Raw genomic sequence first — 19,978 nt, 5'->3', positions numbered from 1 at the left:
AAAAAATAATATACATCACCGTAGGACTCACTATGATCTTAGATAAGTTACTAGGCAATCAATCTGTAATTATATCACTGGATGTAGACAATTTTTTGTTTGAACGATTACAACAAATTAAAGAAGCTGGTTTTGACTTAGTTGAAATTAATTCAACCGATCAAAAATTATTAGCTCAAGCAATTGCCCTCTACCCATCTCTTAAAATTGCTGCTGGCGGTGTGATTGATACCCAACAACTTGAAAATTGTTATCAGGCAGGTGTGCATTTTGCAACTAGCCCTGGTTATCTACCCGCAATTGCCCAAACCGCCAACATTTATTCATTCAATTACCTACCCGGTGTGGCTACCATTTCAGAAGCCATGGCGGTGATGAGTCTTGGATACACACATGTTCGCCCCTTTCCAGCGGATTTGGCTTTTTGTACCCTTTTAAATAAATGCCTTCCTCATCTAAAATTATTCCCCGCTGAAATTGAATGGGAAGAGGCAGAACATTTCCTGAATTTACCTGCAGTAGCCGCAGTGAGTATCCATGATCCAGATACAAAACAACTCAACGCGCTTACCACAAGCATTTTGGCATAGCCCTAAGCTTTTTACGGGACTCTACTATTTAATATTTTCTTAATATTACATAGCCTATAATAATTGTAACCACAGTAATCTTATAGGCTTGTTTCTATGCTTACTGATCTTATTTTAAATACAGCAGTCACTACTCTTTCTACTCATAATGGGAAATCTAAAGATGATCCCAACATTGGCAAATACAAACAAGGCATAAGAGTACTTACTCAATTTATTACCCAATGCAAAGAAGACAAGAAACTTAACCAACCATTAGCTCACATTGCCAAAGAAATGAAAGAAGGAACAGGGAGTCTGTCCGCAGAAATTGAGAAGCAAAGTAGTGGAAAGCGTACCTGGACTTTAATTTTTGCTTTAGCAGCATTGGCAATAGAGCGAAAACAAGATCTACCTAAGGAGCATGCTGAAGTTGAATCTATAGATAAATTATTATCTGGCCTAAGCAATGGATGGGTTAATAATTTTGGTTCTCTAGGATTAACAGGAGTAACATTTAATAAAGAGGCAATTAATAACCTTCTAGAGGGAATGACAGGTTGGATTAATAAATATGATGTCAAACAAGGTGATCAAACCAAGCATGAAGTTTTATTAGCACTTTATGCTGCGGCCTCTGCACTTGAGGAAAAGATATCCAGTTTAAAGCTGGTAACGGTACCAGACGAATATAAAAAAGCTATGCGAACAGTAAAAGAATTGATCGCTGATAAATTTAAAGAATTAAAAACACAATTGGAACTTGAGCGCAGGCAAGATGCTCAAGTAAATGGTGGCTTGCAAGAACTACTCCCAAAAGAAGAAGTTTTATATCGGCAGTTCAAAGAACAACTAACGCATTTAAAGGCACAACAAGCGCAAAAACAGCAAGAACTGGATACTTCAGAAGAAAAATTTACTCGAATAGATACATTGCAAAAACTATTAAAAAGTCCTTCAGTAAGCGAAGAAGAGAAAATAAAACTATTTTGGAAGGAATATTCGACTCAAAAGCAATTCAATCAACTTCTAGTCGATCTTGATGTACCAGAAAAAGAGAAAACCGGATGGATAGAATACTTTAAATACCAACATGGATCGTATAGAGAGCAAGCAGTCTCTGCATTCCGGACCGGGAGCTGGGGGCTTTTTCGTTTTTTGGGTGGAGTTCCAAGCAACACGATTTCTTTAGAAGTACTTACCAGTAAAAGTGATGCTGCCATAAAACCTCTACAAGCCATTCACGCTCAAGTTGAACAGCAAAAGCTAATTCCGGATGAAGAAAAGCCATCTCAACTCGTTAACAGTATAGAAAAAGATTTAAAAAACCTGGACGGATTAAAAAAGCTAAAAATGGAATCAATAGAAAAAGAATATCTCGATGTTATGGAACACAAAACAACAAATACATTAGAGAAGATAAATGGTGATATTGAAGAATTTAAAAAAAATTTGGATAAACAAAAAGAAATCCTTAACTCTCTGAAAACAATTCATGAAAAAATTGGAAAACTAAAAAATCACCTAGATTGTACTGATGTAGAAAAAGCTTTTGGATTATTTCTGAATGAAGCGGCTAATACCATTAGCTACATGGAACACCCATTACCTTCTGACATACCCGCTGCAGCAAAAATTACTGCCATAGGCAGGTCGATAGATAGAGCACTCGTAAACGTACAAGGACTCCAATTAAGTCTCAATCATATGGTAAAAGAATGTACTAGCCAAAAAGAAAATGTCATTCAATTAGTGACTGAATTTGTCAGCTCCAAAGAAAAGACATGGGGCCATACATTATTATCCATTTTTTCACCTTCTTACAAAATAATGTTTAATGAGTTAAAAAGTGCCTTAGATCTTAATGAAACTGAACAAAGTTTTAATCAAGTGAAAGCCGTGTTGGGCATAACAGATGAGCCTTCAGGAGAGAAAAGAATTACAAGTCAATTTAAAGAATTACAAGAAAAAGCAATGGAGGCTTTGGGTGAAGAACATATAGAAGATATACCAACTTACGGAAAAAGCTTATAAGAAAAATTGACGTAGGCTCTTCAAGAGTAATGAGGTGCGATTACGAATCCTGTTTGTTCACCACTAAATCCAAAAGAAAGAATCCAGCGCCGATACAAATCGCGCTATCCGCTACATTAAAAGTAGCGAAATGATGATGCTTATAATAGACATCTAGAAAATCAATCACATAACCATGAAAGGCTCTATCGAACAAATTACCAACTGCCCCCCCTAAAATCAGGCTGATTCCGGCTAAAAGCAATTTAGCCTGGCTTGCAGTACGATATAACCAGATGACAAGGATCATACTGACGATCAGACTAAAACCGGCAAAAAACCATCTGTGCCAATCTCCAGCACCGCTTAAAAAACTAAATGCGGCGCCAGAATTATAGGCCAGGGTAAGATTAAACATGGGAAAAACAGGCAATGGTTTATACGGAGTTAGAAGTACCCCTACCAAGTATTTGCTTGCTTGATCAAAAACAATTACTGCAAAACTAAGTAAAAACCATGGCCATTTTTTCATATAAATTGCCTCATTTCCTCTTGACCACTAATATTGCCAACACAACGTAAACACAATTCAGGATGCTGATTATCTTGGCCAACATCAGGTCTTCGGTGCCAACAACGAGCGCATTTCTCATGCGAACTCGCAGAAACTGCGATAGAGACACCATATGGTGTAGTGGGTAATCCAGCTGGAACTGAGCTCATCGGATGTACGATTGCCCCAGAGGTGATTAATAAAAAGCGCAATTCTTCGCCCAAACGAGTGAGCTTAGGCAATACTTTATCGTCCGCATATAAGGTTACTTCTGCAGCTAAGGCGGAACCAATTTCTCCTTTTTGGCGCGTTTCCTCTAAAGCCTTATTGACCTCGTCACGAATTAAATGCAGTTCGTCCCAGTCCGCCATATTCACCTCGTCTATTTTTGGCCATGCATCATACCATAGCTCGGTAAACACGGACTCTTGATTGTAACCAGGGATATAGCGCCCTATTTCTTCGGCGGTAAAAGACAATATCGGTGCAAGCCAAAGCGTGAATGCACGAACTATATGATACATCGCAGTTTGGCAGGAACGTCTCGCTTTACTTTCTTTTGCAGTGGTGTATTGTCTGTCCTTAATCAAATCAAGATAAAAACTTCCCATATCTACCGCACAGAAATTATGAATTTTTTGATAAATAATATGAAATTGATAGCTTTCATAGGCTTCTATAATTTCTTCTTGTAACAGTTGGCTGCGTTTTAATGCCCATTTATCTAATTCCAAAAGATTTTTGTCTTGTACACAATCCACTGCTGGATCAAAATCAAATAAATTTGCCAACAAAAAGCGAGCGGTATTGCGGATTCTTCGATAAGCATCTGCATTTCGTTTGATAATTTCATCCGAAATACTCACTTCATGCCGATAATCTGTCGACGCTACCCATAAGCGCAAGATATCAGCACCATGCTGATTGACGAGTTGATCTAAAGCGACATAATTTCCTTTGGATTTAGAAAGCTTTTTACCCTCAGCATCGACAGTATAACCATGGGTCAATACCGTTTTATAAGGAGCAACTCCATACATGGCTACTGAAGTAGTGAGTGACGAGTTAAACCAACCGCGATGCTGATCGGATCCTTCAAAATAAATGTCTGCGGGAAAAGCCAATGCATTATTTTGCTGCAAAACACAGAAGTGGGTTACACCGGAATCGAACCACACATCCATAGTGTCATTAATTTTGTCATAAAACTCAGCATCATCCCCTAGTAATTCTCTTTTATCCAATTCAAACCAGGCATCAATACCGGATTTCTCAATAAGTAAAGCAATCTTTTCAATGAACTCCAGTGTATTAGGATGCAATTCACGTGTCGTGTTATGAACAAATAAAGGCATGGGGGTTCCCCATGCTCTTTGTCTTGAGATACACCAGTCAGGCCTATTCTCAACCATATTGCTAATACGAGCCTTACCCCAATCAGGAACCCAGGTTACTTTATCAATTTCTCTGACAATATGTTCTCTTAACTTACTTTTATCCATGGAGATAAACCATTGAGGCGTAGCTAAGAAAATCATTGGTGATTTATGGCGCCAACAATGAGGATAACTGTGTCTAATATTTTCCTTGGCTAAAAGAACTCCTTTTTCAGCCAAAACTCCTAAAATCGTGTCATTCGCTTTTAATACAGAAAGTCCAGCAAATAAGGCTACATCATCAGCAAAACAACCATTTCCTTTAACTGGATTAATTAAGGGTAAATTATAGGCTTGTCCTACCAGATAATCATCTGGACCATGAGCAGGTGCAGTATGCACACTTCCAGTACCTGATTCAGTAGTAACATGCTCCCCTAATATCACGGGTACAACGCGATTATAAAAAGGATGTTTTAATTTCAAATGTTCAAAAACTTTTCCCTTTGCCGAGCCACGAATAGTATATTGACTGATCTCATAACGAGCCATCGCAGATTCGACTAAATCGGTGGCAAGAATCAAATAAGAATCGCCTGTATCGACTAGAGAATAATCAATTGTTGGATGCAAGCATACCGCTTCGTTAGCAGGTAAGGTCCACGGTGTAGTAGTCCAAATAGGCAGGCTTAGCGGTTTTGTTTCTGCGTTTACACGAAATAGGTCAATAAACTCTTCAGGTTTTTCTGCAAAAAAAGCGACATCTATTGATGGTGAAGTCTTCTCATCATAGTCGACCTCTGCTTCTGCCAAGGCAGAACCACAATCAATACACCAATGTACGGGTTTAAAGCCTTGTTGCAAATGGCCGTTTTTGATCATCAAACCGAGTGCGCGAACGATATTCGCCTCATAGCGAAAATCCATAGTAACATAGGGATTATACCAATCTCCAAAAACCCCCAGTCGTTGAAATTCATCACGTTGAATGTCGATTTGACTGGCAGCATACTCACGACATTTAGCACGAAATTCCTTGGCGGATACCTTATCGCCAACACGACCTATCTTTTTCTCTACATTCAGCTCTATAGGTAATCCATGACAATCCCATCCAGGGACAAATGGTGCATCATATCCGCTAAGTGATTTAGATTTAATGATAATGTCTTTAAGAATTTTATTTAACGCATGTCCGCAATGTAAATGACCATTTGCATAAGGAGGACCATCATGCAAAATAAAACGCTTACTTCCAGCACGTGCCCTACGAATTTGTTCATATACCTTTTTGGTCTGCCAATTGGCCAAAACTTCAGGCTCTCGAGTAGCCAAGCTTGCCTTCATTGGAAATGAAGTATTAGGAAGATTTAATGTATCTTTATATTCTGCCATAAGGTTCACTCTGCGAAATCGTTAAATTTTGGTGATTACTCACCCCAAATCAGGGTACAGCCGCATTGAGTGCTTCTCGAATGAAACGGATGGTGTACAGCACATCATCCATTACAATATTTTTCATTCAGCTTGCATTCAAATCGACACCCAGATTTTGATATTGAGATAGTTCATTATAATCCCTGAGGAATTCTTTTGCCGCCGCAATATCATCATAAATCTGCGCAATTAAAGCATCCACTGAAGTGAATTTAACCTCATCACGCAATTTGTGCAAGAAAAACACCTGCAATAATTCGCCATAAATTGACTGTTCAAAATCAAACAGATGCACTTCTAAAATATTCTTGCTTCCATCCACTGTCGGGCGACGTCCGACATTGGCTACGCCATACACTATTTTGGATGCGATTCGAACTTGAACTACAAATACACCCTGTAAAGGCAACGCAGTACGATGAAGTGCAAGATTTGCCGTAGGAATTCCCCACTGACGCCCCCGACCGTCCCCATGTAATACACGACCACAAATACTATACAGCCTACCTAAATATTTTGCTGCTGTATTCATATCGCCATGCTGTAAGGCCATTCTAATTCGTGTTGAGCTAATGCGGTCTTCATTAATGCAAAAATTTGAATAAATACTCACATCACAGGCTTGTTCTGCACCAAGCTTCATCAATAAACTCACATCCCCTTCCCTGTTTTTACCAAATCGGAAATCTTCACCTATTAGAAGATGTTTCACATTTAATATAGAAAATAAATAAGTGCGGACAAAATCAGTGGCTGTTGTTTGCGCTAATGCATTATCAAATTTAATACAGTACACATAATCGATCTGACATAAACGCAATACATCTAATTTCTCTCTTAAACTCGAGAGCCTTGCAGGCGCTTTCTCCTGTTGAAAGTACTCTCTGGGCTGAGGTTCAAATAATATAAGGACCAAAGGCAACTTTAAGTGATTTGCTTTAATTCTTAAAGTCTTAAGCAGATTTTGATGGCCCAAATGCACCCCATCAAAATTACCAATAGTAGCGACCACGCCTTTATCAAAAGCAGAAAAATGTTGAATGCCGCGCAACAATTTCATATATAGTTCAATCGTGTAACTCGGAATCCGATAGTATACTTGTTTTCTAGTCTATTGAGAAATAATAAGAGAAATTCAAAATTGGATATTAGTGGCTATTTGTTGCATGGATTATCTGTAGCCCGGATTAACGCAGCGTAACCCGGGCCCCAATGCATTCAGGCAACATTCTGTCAGCATTATTATTCTTATGCATGCTTCTCTTTCGTGTGTTGCTCTGGTTGAATAGAGCGGACAATCAAAACATCACATTGAGCACCATGCAAAATGGAATTTGCTGTGGAACCTAACAATAATGAAAGACCATGTTTTCCATGACTACCTGTGACAATCAAGTCGATTTGTCGCTCCTGAGCCACTCTTAAAATTTCGTTTTTAGTGGAACCAAATTCTATAAATCGGTGTTTTGCATCTACCCCCAATTTTTGACCCAACTCATTGAGCTCTTTCTCAGCTTGCTCACGAATGGATAATTCAACCTCAGCAAACCCGGCAAAACCAGGATAAGCATAAGCAGGAATGGGTTCTACGACATGAACTAATATCAAGTCAGCACCATTCTCATCAGCAATTTTTTTTGCCTTATGCGCTGCTATAATACCAACCTCATCAAAGTCAGTAGCAAACAATACCCTCTTATACATCATTTTCTCCTTAAAATTCTGATGCCTATCTATAGACTAGCAGATTTAAAATTAATTGCATTACAAATAGATCCGTTCACCTCATGACACTAACTGTTCTTAAAAAGTTTTATCCAACCTTTCCAAATTTTGATTCTTTTCTGCATTCACAATTAATTATTGATTGATTTTTACCCAGCGCTTAATAAAACCTTAATGTTTTTTTATTAAACTTATCAACCAAACTTCGTGCAGTTTTTTTTTCAACAATCGATTAGGAGTTTTTATGCCTAAAGCCTTCACCCATTTATGCAAAAAAGTTAATCTTAGTTTGTATAATGATACTTTGACTGTATATCCCAAACCCGATTTATCAAAAAGTCTTCCCCTTCCACCTGTAAAAGATGAACTAAGCTTACTTTTTCTTTTATTATTTTCTCAAATGGATTGTGTTAGCGCCGAAGTTGATCACTTCTTTATGGAGCGAAAAAATGAGTTAGGAGTCTATCGCTTTGTACATCGTGATGACCCCGATCATTATTTGTATCATCAAGACAGTTTTAAAATGGATGATAATCATTATCATGCTCAATTTTCTGTATCGATTGATGAAAAAAAATTAGACAGTATTTTAACTACATTTGAGAAATACTCTATTATTTCAAATGAGGAACATACTCGCTTCCTCCAAGCATATCATGATGCGAATACTGTTGCTCAAGTGACTCAACAAACTTTAGAGAGTACTCCAGTTGCCCTTGTTCTGAAACCAGTTGCCGTTGCTCCCAAACCCATTGCAATTGATTTGAAACCAGAGTTAGCTGTTCCGAAAAAAGAATATACCTTTGGAGGGTTTAAAAAAGGATTCTTTAATTCTAATTCAGAGCCAGAACAAAGTACTCCCGTTCATTCGATTACGAGAAACAACAGTCTGTTCCATTAAAAATCTTTGGCCTTTGGGTTGAGCTTTTAAAAATTCAACGTGTCATTTTTTTGGCGCGTTGAATTCATCCTTTATATCAATCTTATTTCCTTATTAATCGATCTTTTCAAGTATTAAGGCGCACTAAAATAAATCCTAATGTGAGACTAGGGTGTGAATGGAAAATAACTCTTGATAGTAGAATTTGTAGCCTTTGAGTAGTCTGACGAGGAGTGCTCCCATCATGACACCCGACACATCAGAGAGAGCCCTAGCTATGCTCGGGATAATATGATCTAGTCTTCCGGATTACACCGTGCGAAACAATAGCGCTGAGGTTAATCCAAATTTTTATCTCTCAACTGAATACGTTCTTCAGCTTTGGCAATTGCCTTGCGAATGGCTTGAGCTTCTTCTGATTGCTCTGGTGCCAATTTTAATAAACGCTGCCAATAACTTATTGCATCTTCATAAGCATGACTTACAAAAGCATCCATCGCAAGCATCGCGAGTGCATCCGCTTGGTTGGGATTATTTTTTAATAATCGTCTAAATATCTCAGTAATCTGCTCAGTAAATTGCTGATTATTCAAAACCCACAAACTGTGTGCATAATTCACTGCATATTGTTCATCATCCGGATTAAACTGATAGGCTTTCGCAAAAGCATTCACTGCATTTTGCTTGTCATTTTGACTACTGTACAAACGCCCTAAAAGATACCAACCCCTTGCACTCTTAGGACTATCATCCAATTTTGCTTTTAATTTATCGATTAACTCTTGAGGACTCTTAACCGATTCCAATATTTTTTTAGCTTGTTCCTGCGACTTCAGGTGGTGGAGATACTCCTGCCAACCGCTAAAACCGCCCCAATAAAAATATCCCGCAAATGCCATCAAAAAAACAGTAGGAAACAATAGCAAACTGGCAATAAAACGGCGTCTGAATGGGTAAACCATGAAAATACAAGCTAATCCAGTTAGAGCGGCTAAGGCTCCTAACAACCACCATTCATTCATAAAAAACTCACCAAATTCAAAAAATAATCTGGACTCAAGACCCAGATACACCATCCAGTGTCTTATCCGTTGGGCGTAGAATCAGCAAAAAGCACCATAAGACTAAATAACAATAAAACACGATATATCCCATTGTCTCATAATCAGTCAAATCGATTATGTGCTTTCATTCCCTCGCATTCTAAAACAAGTCCGCCAAAAAATAATAAACCCCAATACTAAAAATAAAATAGGTCCAAACCACAATAAATAAGTTACTGCCTTAACAGGGGGGTTAAACAAGATAAAATCGCCATAACGAGCAGTCAGATAATCACTGATTTCAGTATCACTCTTGCCCTCTTTAACCATTTGATAAACCTGAGCACGCAAGTCTTTGGCCAATTCTGCATTAGAGTCGGCTAAATCTTGATTTTGACAAACCAAGCAACGTAAATCTTTAAGTAGATGATTAAACTGAGCTTCCTTTTGCGGGGAATCCAAAGGATAAGTACTGTTTGCCCAAGCAGACGAACCTAAAACAATTAAAACCCCCAAAAATATGAAATATACTCGAGCCACTAGGCCTGCTCCAAACGTTTGATTAAGGGTGAAATTTCTTTTAGCCATACCTTTTGTGTCATAATTCCTACATGTCGATATCGGATTATTCCTTGCTTATCAATAACAAACGTTTCTGGCGCGCCATAAACACCTAAATCGATAGCCACTTTTCCATCCCGATCTTCAATGACGAGTTTGTAAGGATTTCCCCACTGTTCTAACCACCGAAGTGCATTAACCGATTGATCTTTATAATTTAGTCCGTAAATTGGTATGCCTTCACGTGCTAATTGCAACATTAAAACCTGTTCATCCACACAGGCCGCACACCAACTTGCCCAAACATTTAACAAAACAACCTGACCACGCAACTGCTTGGAATCAAAAAAAGAATTCGGATCATTCAATTGAGGTAGGCTAAATGGAGGTAATGACTTACCAAGCTGCACTGAAGGCAGCTCATGGGGATTTAAAGATAAACCACGCCAAAGAAAAACACAAAGCAACAAAAAAAGAGTGATTGGAACTAGTTTCCATCCTATTTTTTTCATGCCTTCAACTCCTGAGCGCTGACTACGATCGCTCTTTTTTGATAATATCGTCTATCTGTCAGCGCAAAAAAACCACCTGCCAGTATCATAAATCCACCAGCCCAAATCCAGCGTATCAAAGGTTTATAGTATAATCTGACCGACCAGGAATCATTGGTTAATGGTTCACCCAAAGCAACATAGATATCTCTAAATGGAGTTACATCAATTGCTGATTCAGTCATAGCCATTTGACCTATAGTATACAGTCTTTTTTCAGGATAAATTACTTTCGTTTTTCCTTTATAACTTATTTCAAATTGCGCTCTAGTCCCTTTATAGTTTGGTCCGGATAAAGGCTCTTGATTCATAAACTTTACAGAATAATCAAGCAAAGCAACTTTTTTCCCGGGTTCCATTTGCACATCATCTTGCACACCATAAGCAGTAGAAACTGCAATACCAATTACTGTAGTTGCAACGCCTAAATGCGCCAGAATCATTCCCCAATAAGCTTGTCCAACTTGAGTTAAACCTCGATCAAAAATTCGTCTGTAAGCCGCTTTAACAGTGCTTATAATCACCCAAAACGCGAGAGTTAACCCCATAAAGGCGGAAGCATTAAATTCTTTCGTAGTCGCAATAAGCAAAACCAGAGGAATTAAGAAACTAAGCAAAGCAAGCTTCCAAAGTTTTTTTAATACCCCACGCCAATCATCACTATTCCATTTTAGATGAATACCGATTCCCATCAATAACAACATGGGAACCATCAAAGGAACGAATACTGAATTAAAATATGGGGCGCCTACTGAGAGTTTGCCTAGTCCTAAACCTTCAATAAGTAAAGGGTATACGGTACCCATCAAGACGGTAAGCATGATTACTACTAAAAAAACATTATTTAATAATAAAGCGCTTTCCCTGGATAAAGGACTGGGATTACCATCAGAGTGTAACGTTTGTGCTCTAAAAAGAAATAACAATAAAGAACCACCAATAACCAACACTAAAAATCCTAAAATAAATAATCCTCGCTGCGGATCTACAGCAAAGGCATGAACTGAAGTCAAAACACCAGAGCGGACAAGAAAAGTACCAATGAGACTTAAAGAGAATGCAGCTATTGCAAGCAACATAGTCCACGCCTTAAACTGCTGGCGCTGTTCCGTCACTGCCAAAGAATGCAACAACGCAGTGCCTACCAGCCAAGGCATAAAAGAAGCATTTTCTACTGGATCCCAAAACCACCAGCCACCCCAGCCTAACTCACGATAAGCCCACCAGCTTCCCAAGGTAATTCCAGTCGTTAAACAACACCAAGCAGCTAAAGTCCAAGGTCTAGTCCATTTGGACCAACTGGCTTCAACCCTACCGGCCCAAAGTGCCGCAATGGCAAACGCAAAAGCAACAGAAAAGCCAACATACCCCATATACAACATAGGTGGATGGAATAAAAAGCCAGGATCTTGCAATAAAGGATTCAAATCACGTCCTTGAGTATCCAAAACTTGAAACTGACGCAAAAAAGGATTTGATGTAGTCAGCAAAAACAGGATAAATCCAATGCTTAACCAGCCAAGCACAACTAAAACTCTCGTACGCATTTCCTTATCCAATCTCGAACTGCAAAAAGCCACAAGCAATGTCCAAAAACTAAGGATAGAAACCCATAACAACATGGAGCCTTCATGCCCGCCCCAAACCGCACACAGCTTGTAAAACCAAGGTAAGGAAATACTGGAATTACTCATTACGTAATTTACTGAAAAATCATCTTTTAAAAAGCAAAGGGTCAGAAAAAGATAGGACAAAGCAATAAAGAAAAATTGGCAAACGACATAAGTCTTCGCAGCATCCATCCAATTTGAGCGTTTTAATTGCAATCCAGCCAATGGAATTAATGCAAGCAAAATGGAGGAAAGCAAAGCCAAAACCAAAGAAAAAAGTCCTAATTCTGCAATCATGTATGTACCTTTTTGGATAAAGCAGCTTTCACTTCCGGCGGCATATAATTCGCATCATGTTTCGCCAATACTTGTGAGGCGCGAAAATGTTGACTATCAATCAGTTGCCCTTCAGCAACCACACCTTGTCCATCTCTAAATAAATCGGGAAGAATGCCTGTGTAAGTCACAGTTATGGTTTGATCAAAATCAGTTATCTTAAATGATACATCCAAACCTTTTTGTGAACGGATAATGGACCCCTTCTCTACCATACCCCCTATCCGTATAGGGTGTTTTTGTGGTGCCTCACCCATTACCGCCTGGCTCGGAGTATAAAATAAGCTAATATTTTGTCTAAGTGCATATAAAACCAACGCGGCAGCTATAGATAAAATAGACATGGTAAATACTAAAAGGGTTATCTTACGTCTGCGTGCTGGAGTCATTTTTTATCGCTTAAACCATTGTTGTAATTGTCGGCGTGTCTGTTTCCCTTTCCATTTCATCCCTAACAGGTTAATGATCAAAACTATACCCACCAAACCATAGGCTGGCCAGACATACCTGGAGTATCCCCCCATTGCCAACCACTCTAAAAATTGATTCATTTAAATTCCCCTTCAAATTGAATCTTAACCCAAGATTGTCTTTTTTCCCTAAGCAATAATTCTTGGCGTGCTTTTTCTAAAATAATCCACAAGCAATATAAAAAAAATCCGGTTATGGTTAACAACAAAGGATACAACATACTGCCATCAATTTTGGGCTTAGCGAAGACTGATAAAGTAGAACCTTGATGTAATGTATTCCACCAATACACTGAATAATGAATAATCGGTAAATCAATGACTCCAACTAAGGTTAAGATAGCGATGATTTTATCGCCATCTTCTTTGTTTTTTACCGTATAGTGTGTTGCTAAAATAGCTGCATAAAGTAATAAAAGAATTAACTCAGAAGTCAAACGTGCATCCCAAACCCACCAGGCCCCCCACATGGGTTTACCCCAAATACTTCCGGTTACTAGGGCCAGAAAAGCCATACTCAGGCCAATTTGAGCAACAATGCTAATTAAAAGACCGGCGATTTTAATACGCCAGATCAAAAGCAATACCGCTAAAAACCCCATCCAGGCATAAAGCATCATTGACAAAAATGCACTGGGAACATGTACATAGATAATCCGAAATGCATCACCTTGTTGATAATCAGGCGGAGTAAAAGCCAACCCCCAAATGGTACCAACAACTAATGCCACTAGAGCACCCACAGCCAAACTTGGAGTAAGTCGCCCAGCAGCATTATAAAAAAACTTAGGTGATGCCAGTTGATATAATAATTTCCACATAGGAATAATTGAAATCAAAAAAAGCGGATTTTAACACGCATCCCTTTATTCGCAAAATCCGTTTCAAATAAATGCAGCCTCACCACATAATCCCGAGTGGGGAACTCTCCCAGCTACACCTCGTGCTTCATTCGTGGATATCCCTCGCCATGCCCAGGATGACAGCAAAAAAATCCTGGATTACGCTGCGCTAATTCAGGTTACAAAAAGGTTCGTTCACTTATTCAACATGGCTGATGCGTATGATTCCGGCAATTGCGTAAGGTAAAAATCCCATTGCAACTACCGACATAGCCAATAATAAGGCTAAATAAGCACTAATTGGCAGGTTTTGCATGGCAATATTTACAGTTCCACTTCCAAAAATGAGTACAGGCAAGGTTAACGGCAGCAAAATCAACGCCATCAAAAGACCCTTTTGGTTGATTCCTACTCCAAACGCAGCGGCCAGAGCACAAAGAAATAATAAAGAAGGAGTACCACAAATAATAGTTAGTGCAAGCACTTCAGTTTCCCAAACACTTAATGAAAAAAGTAAGGCGACCAAAGGACATAAAGCGAGTAAAGGAAGTAAATTAAATAACCAATGAGCAATTACTTTTGCAGCAATAAGTAAAGGAAGAGAGTGACCGGAAATAATCCATTGTTCCATTACGCCCTGTTCATAATCTTGTTGAAATAAACGTTCTGCTGAGAGCAGCAAAGATAAAAGTATTCCCATCCAGACTAAGCCGGGAGCAATAGTGCGAAGCAGCACAACCTCCGGCTTAATCGTCAACGGAAACATAAAAAGAAAAATTAAGAAAAACAAGCATGAGTTCACTAAAAAACGTATTTGCCGTATCTGAATAAGTAATTCCCGTTTGCACTGTTTGGCAAATATAGAAAAAGAGGAGCTCACAAACAATACTCCTCATAAGCAGATGCATTCAGTGGTAATTGCTGATGCGATGTTAATAAAACAGCCCCGCCCTGTTTTCGATGACTGGCTATTTTATCCATGACCATTACGATGGCGCGGTCATCTAAAGCAACTAAAGGCTCATCAAGAAGCCATAATTTGGCGCAAGAGAACCATAAACGCAACAATCCAGCTTGCCTTCGCTGTCCGGAAGACAACAAGCCGCACGCCATATCAAGGTGATGTTCGAGATTAAATATCGAAGCGAGTTCCTCAATTGTATTAGATTGATCTTTTTTTAAACTCGCCGTTGATGAGGAGCCGTAATGCAGGTCAAAATAACAATTCTCTCTTAATGTTAAATTAGGGTTAATACCGGCTTTGTGGCCCACAAAACACAACTGGCGTTGATAAGCGGAATAGTCTTTAGCTATATTCTGGCCAAAAAATTGCACTTCACCTTGATGTGGATGAAATAAACCTGCTATTAATTTCAATAAGGTTGTCTTGCCTGCACCATTTCTACCACGCAAATGAAGCAAACCTCCTACAGGCAAATGAAAAGCTACGTTATTTAATAAAGGCTGATCCTGATAATCAAAATCAAGGTTAATCACATCAAGCATAGGTCAATGATATACTGTAGGTTGAGTTTCTGGATATTCATGTAGCTAGGGAGGTGCAGGGAAAAAGTTATAATCCCCATGTTCCGCCGCGCTTCACCCAGGCCACACTGTATGAAGAAATAGTACTCGAACTAGAAAACAAAACAAGTTTTATTTTATATGTTCATTTTCAAAGACTTTCCAAGTTCCAGATCTCTTTTCCCCACAACCATTTCTCTAAACGCTTTCACTGAGGAGGTATCGAGCCTGAAAAACCAAGTGACCAATCCTTGGCATACAGCAAGTATTTCTTCTTATTCAGGTTTTGCTTTTAATTCATCGACTACTCGATCAAAATTTTCTGAAGTCGCTTTCTCAAGTCGCCCCTTCTTTACAACTTATTAAATCTACCTAATAGCCCCTTGCTAACTACCCTATTGATCGCCATAATTTGCTTTTATTTTTTTAAAGGTCAACAATGGAATTTTTAACTCAATACGGTCTATTCCTTTTAAAATCAGTCACTGTAGTTATTGCCTGCCTGATTGTATTTGCCGGTTTTTTTTCTATGAGTCGCAAGCCGAAGCCTAAACTGGAAGTAATCTCATTAAATGAGCATTATGATCATATCATATCCACAATGAATAAAAAAGTTTTGGGAGAAAAGCCTCCTAAGAAGAAAAAAAATAAAGACAAAAAGCCAACCCTTTATGTGATTGATTTTCATGGTGACATAAAAGCCTCCCAGGTAGAACAACTCAGAGAGGAAATCACTGCAGTTCTTTGTACTGCCAAACCTGAAGATGAAGTTTTGGTTCGCCTGGACAGCCCTGGTGGTATAGTCAACACCTATGGTTTAGCAGCGTCACAACTGCAACGCATTCGCGATAAAAAGATTCCTTTAACTGTGAGCATCGATAAAATGGCTGCCAGTGGCGGTTATTTGATGGCCTGTGTTGCCGATAAAATCATTGCAGCCCCTTTTGCAATCATTGGATCTATTGGTGTAGTAGCGCAAATACCTAACTTCCATCGTTGGCTTAAAAAACACGAGATTGATGTGGAGTTGTTAACTGCCGGCGAATACAAACGAACGCTAACCCTGTTTGGTGAGAATACTGAAAAGGGCAGGAAAAAAGCTCAGGATGACCTGGAGAAGATACATGCTGCTTTTAGAAATTATGTAGCAGCTAATCGCGAACAATTAAATATAGATGAAGTTTCTACAGGAGAACATTGGTTAGCCAAAGATGCCTTTGATCTCAAACTTGTAGATAAGTTATGCACCAGCGATGATTATCTCCTAGAAAGGATTAATAATTACAAAGCATTCAAACTCATTGTTCCTCCCAAAGCGTCCCTGGCTAACAAATTACTTAAGCCAGCAATGCGATTGATGCATCCCTGGGGCTAAGGAAACAGCAAATCACAATGAGCAGTTGAATCTCATAATGAGTACAAAGTTCTATAATTTCCTAGATTGAGCCCAAAAGACATGATTTTAGAGCAGCAAACGCAGCATACATAAAGTATGTGAGTATCTGATCGCATAAAATCACGTCTTTTGGGCCCAAGACAGTAGAATTGTAAATAGCCTCTAAAAAGCTTTAATATTCAATATGCTAAATAAACTACCGAATTCGAGATAATGGTATATAATTAATTTAGATTACATAATGGAGTGAGCTATGAGTGACTTTAAATCAAAACTACCTGATCTTAAAGAGTTAGCTTCAATGACAGGCAAATTATATACTGACATCAAAAAGAGCGTAGGTGAAATCGTTCAGAATTATAAAGAAAATAGAGCGCAAGAAGCAGAAAAGGCAGAACAATCACAAGCAGAGCCCGTTAAAGAAACAAAACCCCAAAAAGCTGATGCGCCTGTTGTAGAACCTACTCCTGTTGAAGAATCAAAACCTGATGACACCAAACAATAATGGTTTACACTGATTCGCATTGAAGTCTGAGTGCAGCGCAGCCCCCACCCAATTTATTGCCGTCATCCCAAGTATCATGAGGCCTCTCCCCATTAGGACATAGTCCTCAACAGGGAGATCCCTCACTTCCTTCGGTATGAGAGGCGTCTGTAAAGAATACTATTGTTTAAATTCATACCCGCTCAGGACGAGTAAGCCCATATTTACGCATTTTTTCAACTAAAGTAGTACGTCGCATATTCAAATAACTTGCAGCATGAGCGACTACCCAATCGGCCTCATTTAAAGCTTGACTAATCAGAGCTAACTCAGTTTTTACCAAGTGCTCTTTTAAATCGATACCCTCTGTAACGGCCGTCTGCTCTTGACTCATCCCCTCTAATAAAGCTTCTCGTTCAGAATTCGACGTGTCAGATTCCGTATAGGGAGCTTTATACTCACCTCGTACTTTTTGGGGTAAATCTTCTTTACTTAAGATTCCTTTGGGATACAAAATAGTTAAACGCTCGACTAAATTGGCCAATTCTCTAATATTACCCGGCCAACTGTACTCACTTAATGCAACCATAGCATCTGGCATTAAACGTACACTAGGCCGGTTTTCATTCTCAATACGTGAAATCAACTCATTAAATAACAGTGGGATATCCTCTGCGCGCTCTCTTAATGGAGGCATTTCTATAGGGAATACATTAAGTCTATAAAATAAATCCTCTCTGAATTTCCCCTCTTTAATGGCTTCCTCTAAGTTTCTATGAGTTGCTGCAATAATTCTAACATTTACATCGATACTTTTATTGGAACCTACTCGCTCGAAACAACGTTCCTGTAATATTCGCAATAATTTTACTTGCATAGGTAAGGGCATATCACCTATCTCATCCAGAAAAAGAGTACCTCCATTTGCTAATTCAAATCGACCTTGTCGCGAAGTAATTGCACCGGTAAATGCCCCTTTTTCATGACCAAATAATTCGCTTTCGAGTAATTCTGCAGGAATAGCCCCACAGTTAATAGGAATAAATGGCTTACTGGCTCTTGATGATAGACTGTGAATATTACGAGCAACTACTTCTTTACCTGTTCCAGATTCTCCAAGAATTAAAACACTGGCTTCAGTATCAGATACTTGCTCTATGAGTCTGCGAACAGTGCGAATCCCCGTACTATTTCCCACCAGACTACGTAATAAAGGATTTTTTTGATTGCTGATAATAATGGAATTGACTGCCTCTTTCGCGATTTGGCATTGGTGCAAAGATTCCATGATTTGCGCATAGGTAAAGGGGAAAGGCTGGCAAGCAACTACATTACGCAATAGGCATTGAGTATTATTTAATTTTTGCCCCACCACAATAACCGGTACTTTGACAAATTTATTTACCAATAAATCCAGTTCATTTAAAGTCTCCTGAATCGATTCACTTGCACCCAAAAGAATCACATCAGGATTTATATCGGCAATTTGCCACGCGCCATATTTACTGACTTCAGTCGATTCACCAATAAAATCAAGTATCGTACGTACCTTGTCACCACGACTTGCATTATTATCGATGATAAAAACCTTGTCATTAATACTCATAAACTTATCCTTAAGTTTTTTATACTTGCACCATCATTCTTTCTCCCATAAAGCGAGAAAAGATTTTCAATAGTTAACTATCGGTAGCACACAATCAATTTAAACGCATTACACTGGTTACCAAAACACAACTCTTGACTTCCAATTGTTTTAGTAGCGCTTACTTGGGTTTCTTTCACAAAATATTTGGCTTGTAGGAACCCCATACGACTGCAAAAAGAATCAGCCGCTCGTGAACCACAGCCTTGTTTTTGGTCATAACACCAATCCACACGATAATCATTAAAACGAGGAACGGCAAACTGTTTCTCTCGATAATTATAAGGTTTGGGAGGGGTATGCGATAAGTTGGTAACGCAAGCGATGGTCATAAACCCATTACACCGCCAACCTTTACAACTCTCGCCAGTTGATAGGTAATGTGTTAGCCCTATATTGTAGGCGATTTCATTATCACTGGAATAATCATAGCCCAGCATTTGGCAATAACGATCTGCTACAATTTTGCCGCACTCTTTGCCATCTACAGTACAATAATCCAGACGCTCTCCAAGAAAAGTTGGATGCCAAAAATTTCGAAAAGCTTTATTATGCTTTCCATTGGTATTTGAATGGCTCGAAAAGGAGCAAAATAAAAAAACTAAAAACATAACGTAACGAAAATTGATCATTAAAACAATCCTTTAGCGATTATTAAATCATGTTAGCTTATGAAGCCTACTGGTACAAGAGCTGCATGAGGGTAAATCACTATTGATTTATTAAATGTAGCACATTTCATTTCACTCGTTTTTCAATAATGCTTTTTTTTTGATAACTAGTTAAGCTGATAAAATTATGGGCATGAAGGCTGATTTCCTATTCTTTCCAATACTCATTATGAGATTGTCACACACAATAAGCAAGCATAGATCTCAATCGCAGTCCACCGAGCTTTCAGATCGGTGAGCATGTGCCCATGACATTGGGTGATTTAAAACCTCACTGGACTTTAATCTAGAA

At 38.7% G+C, this 19,978-nt stretch carries 20 protein-coding genes; 5 read left to right on the top strand and 15 right to left on the bottom strand.

All coding sequences use genetic code 11. From position 1 onward, the window contains the following. The first annotated feature begins 32 nt into the window (after nucleotides 1-32). On the top strand, nucleotides 33-590 hold the full coding sequence (locus ACF8MK_RS11890; protein ID WP_392536838.1) for a bifunctional 4-hydroxy-2-oxoglutarate aldolase/2-dehydro-3-deoxy-phosphogluconate aldolase: 558 nt from the start codon (nucleotides 33-35) through the stop codon (nucleotides 588-590). Nucleotides 591-686: 96 nt separating this feature from the next. Next, the gene (locus ACF8MK_RS11885; RefSeq protein ID WP_392536837.1) at nucleotides 687-2,603 is read left to right on the top strand and encodes a hypothetical protein; all 1,917 of its coding nucleotides are present in this window, start codon (nucleotides 687-689) and stop codon (nucleotides 2,601-2,603) included. 40 nt (nucleotides 2,604-2,643) lie between these two features. Here the strand turns inward: ACF8MK_RS11885 and lspA are convergent, their stop codons facing one another. The 4 genes from lspA to ACF8MK_RS11865 form a co-directional block, all read right to left on the bottom strand. After that, nucleotides 2,644-3,114: a signal peptidase II gene (lspA, locus tag ACF8MK_RS11880; protein WP_265704642.1), complete on the bottom strand. Its 471-nt coding sequence runs from the start codon at nucleotides 3,112-3,114 to the stop codon at nucleotides 2,644-2,646. Then, nucleotides 3,111-5,906 carry an isoleucine--tRNA ligase gene (gene ileS, locus ACF8MK_RS11875; RefSeq protein WP_392536836.1) on the bottom strand — a complete coding sequence of 932 codons (2,796 nt, stop codon included), beginning with the start codon at nucleotides 5,904-5,906 and terminating at the stop codon, nucleotides 3,111-3,113. The genes lspA and ileS overlap by 4 nt, the downstream gene beginning before the upstream one ends. 127 nt (nucleotides 5,907-6,033) lie before the next feature. Then, nucleotides 6,034-7,008 (bottom strand): bifunctional riboflavin kinase/FAD synthetase, encoded by a 975-nt coding sequence (gene ribF / locus ACF8MK_RS11870; protein ID WP_392536835.1) that lies wholly within the window; start codon nucleotides 7,006-7,008, stop codon nucleotides 6,034-6,036. Between the two features lie 188 nt (nucleotides 7,009-7,196). Further along, nucleotides 7,197-7,652, bottom strand: a complete 456-nt coding sequence (locus ACF8MK_RS11865; protein ID WP_392538957.1) for a universal stress protein — start codon at nucleotides 7,650-7,652, stop codon at nucleotides 7,197-7,199. A gap of 265 nt (nucleotides 7,653-7,917) precedes the next feature. Between ACF8MK_RS11865 and ACF8MK_RS11860 the strand changes: the two genes are divergently transcribed. Next, on the top strand, nucleotides 7,918-8,574 hold the full coding sequence (locus ACF8MK_RS11860; RefSeq protein ID WP_392536834.1) for a hypothetical protein: 657 nt from the start codon (nucleotides 7,918-7,920) through the stop codon (nucleotides 8,572-8,574). Between the two features lie 317 nt (nucleotides 8,575-8,891). Here the strand turns inward: ACF8MK_RS11860 and ACF8MK_RS11855 are convergent, their stop codons facing one another. The 9 genes from ACF8MK_RS11855 to ccmA all read right to left on the bottom strand — a co-directional run bounded on the left by ACF8MK_RS11855 (nucleotide 8,892) and on the right by ccmA (nucleotide 15,472). After that, nucleotides 8,892-9,575, bottom strand: coding sequence for a tetratricopeptide repeat protein (locus ACF8MK_RS11855; protein WP_392536833.1), 684 nt, complete (start codon nucleotides 9,573-9,575; stop codon nucleotides 8,892-8,894). A gap of 156 nt (nucleotides 9,576-9,731) precedes the next feature. Further along, on the bottom strand, nucleotides 9,732-10,184 hold the full coding sequence (locus ACF8MK_RS11850; RefSeq protein WP_392536832.1) for a cytochrome c-type biogenesis protein: 453 nt from the start codon (nucleotides 10,182-10,184) through the stop codon (nucleotides 9,732-9,734). After that, nucleotides 10,136-10,669: a DsbE family thiol:disulfide interchange protein gene (locus ACF8MK_RS11845; RefSeq protein ID WP_392536831.1), complete on the bottom strand. Its 534-nt coding sequence runs from the start codon at nucleotides 10,667-10,669 to the stop codon at nucleotides 10,136-10,138. Before ACF8MK_RS11845 ends, ACF8MK_RS11850 begins: the two co-directional genes overlap by 49 nt. Further along, a complete protein-coding gene (locus tag ACF8MK_RS11840; protein WP_392536830.1) occupies nucleotides 10,666-12,615 on the bottom strand; it encodes a heme lyase CcmF/NrfE family subunit in 1,950 nt (649 codons plus the stop codon). Before ACF8MK_RS11840 ends, ACF8MK_RS11845 begins: the two co-directional genes overlap by 4 nt. Then, nucleotides 12,612-13,043, bottom strand: coding sequence for a cytochrome c maturation protein CcmE (gene ccmE / locus ACF8MK_RS11835; protein WP_265704634.1), 432 nt, complete (start codon nucleotides 13,041-13,043; stop codon nucleotides 12,612-12,614). Before ccmE ends, ACF8MK_RS11840 begins: the two co-directional genes overlap by 4 nt. Nucleotides 13,044-13,046: 3 nt before the next feature. Then, on the bottom strand, nucleotides 13,047-13,205 hold the full coding sequence (gene ccmD / locus ACF8MK_RS11830; RefSeq protein ID WP_392536829.1) for a heme exporter protein CcmD: 159 nt from the start codon (nucleotides 13,203-13,205) through the stop codon (nucleotides 13,047-13,049). After that, the gene (gene ccmC / locus ACF8MK_RS11825; RefSeq protein ID WP_265704632.1) at nucleotides 13,202-13,945 is read right to left on the bottom strand and encodes a heme ABC transporter permease CcmC; all 744 of its coding nucleotides are present in this window, start codon (nucleotides 13,943-13,945) and stop codon (nucleotides 13,202-13,204) included. Before ccmC ends, ccmD begins: the two co-directional genes overlap by 4 nt. A gap of 220 nt (nucleotides 13,946-14,165) precedes the next feature. Beyond that, nucleotides 14,166-14,846, bottom strand: a complete 681-nt coding sequence (gene ccmB / locus ACF8MK_RS11820) for a heme exporter protein CcmB (protein ID WP_265704631.1) — start codon at nucleotides 14,844-14,846, stop codon at nucleotides 14,166-14,168. Beyond that, complete coding sequence (gene ccmA / locus ACF8MK_RS11815; protein WP_392536828.1) at nucleotides 14,843-15,472, bottom strand: heme ABC exporter ATP-binding protein CcmA; 630 nt, start codon at nucleotides 15,470-15,472, stop codon at nucleotides 14,843-14,845. The genes ccmB and ccmA overlap by 4 nt, the downstream gene beginning before the upstream one ends. A gap of 457 nt (nucleotides 15,473-15,929) precedes the next feature. Between ccmA and sohB the strand changes: the two genes are divergently transcribed. After that, a complete protein-coding gene (sohB, locus tag ACF8MK_RS11810; protein WP_392536827.1) occupies nucleotides 15,930-16,865 on the top strand; it encodes a protease SohB in 936 nt (311 codons plus the stop codon). Between the two features lie 274 nt (nucleotides 16,866-17,139). Continuing rightward, nucleotides 17,140-17,391 carry a hypothetical protein gene (locus ACF8MK_RS11805; protein ID WP_265704628.1) on the top strand — a complete coding sequence of 84 codons (252 nt, stop codon included), beginning with the start codon at nucleotides 17,140-17,142 and terminating at the stop codon, nucleotides 17,389-17,391. Between the two features lie 172 nt (nucleotides 17,392-17,563). On the opposite strand, the gene ACF8MK_RS11800 is transcribed toward ACF8MK_RS11805, so the two are convergent. Together ACF8MK_RS11800 and ACF8MK_RS11795 are read right to left on the bottom strand one after the other, a co-directional pair. Next, nucleotides 17,564-18,976 (bottom strand): sigma-54 dependent transcriptional regulator, encoded by a 1,413-nt coding sequence (locus ACF8MK_RS11800; RefSeq protein ID WP_392536826.1) that lies wholly within the window; start codon nucleotides 18,974-18,976, stop codon nucleotides 17,564-17,566. Nucleotides 18,977-19,053: 77 nt separating this feature from the next. Beyond that, nucleotides 19,054-19,647, bottom strand: coding sequence for a hypothetical protein (locus ACF8MK_RS11795; RefSeq protein WP_392536825.1), 594 nt, complete (start codon nucleotides 19,645-19,647; stop codon nucleotides 19,054-19,056). Nucleotides 19,648-19,978: the final 331 nt, after the last annotated feature.

Source organism: Legionella sp. 227 (genome assembly GCF_043161935.1).
GTDB classification, from domain to species: Bacteria; Pseudomonadota; Gammaproteobacteria; order Legionellales; family Legionellaceae; genus Legionella; species Legionella sheltonii.
The sequence above is the reverse complement of the archived record's forward strand: the minus strand, read 5'-3'. Positions and strand labels throughout refer to the sequence as shown.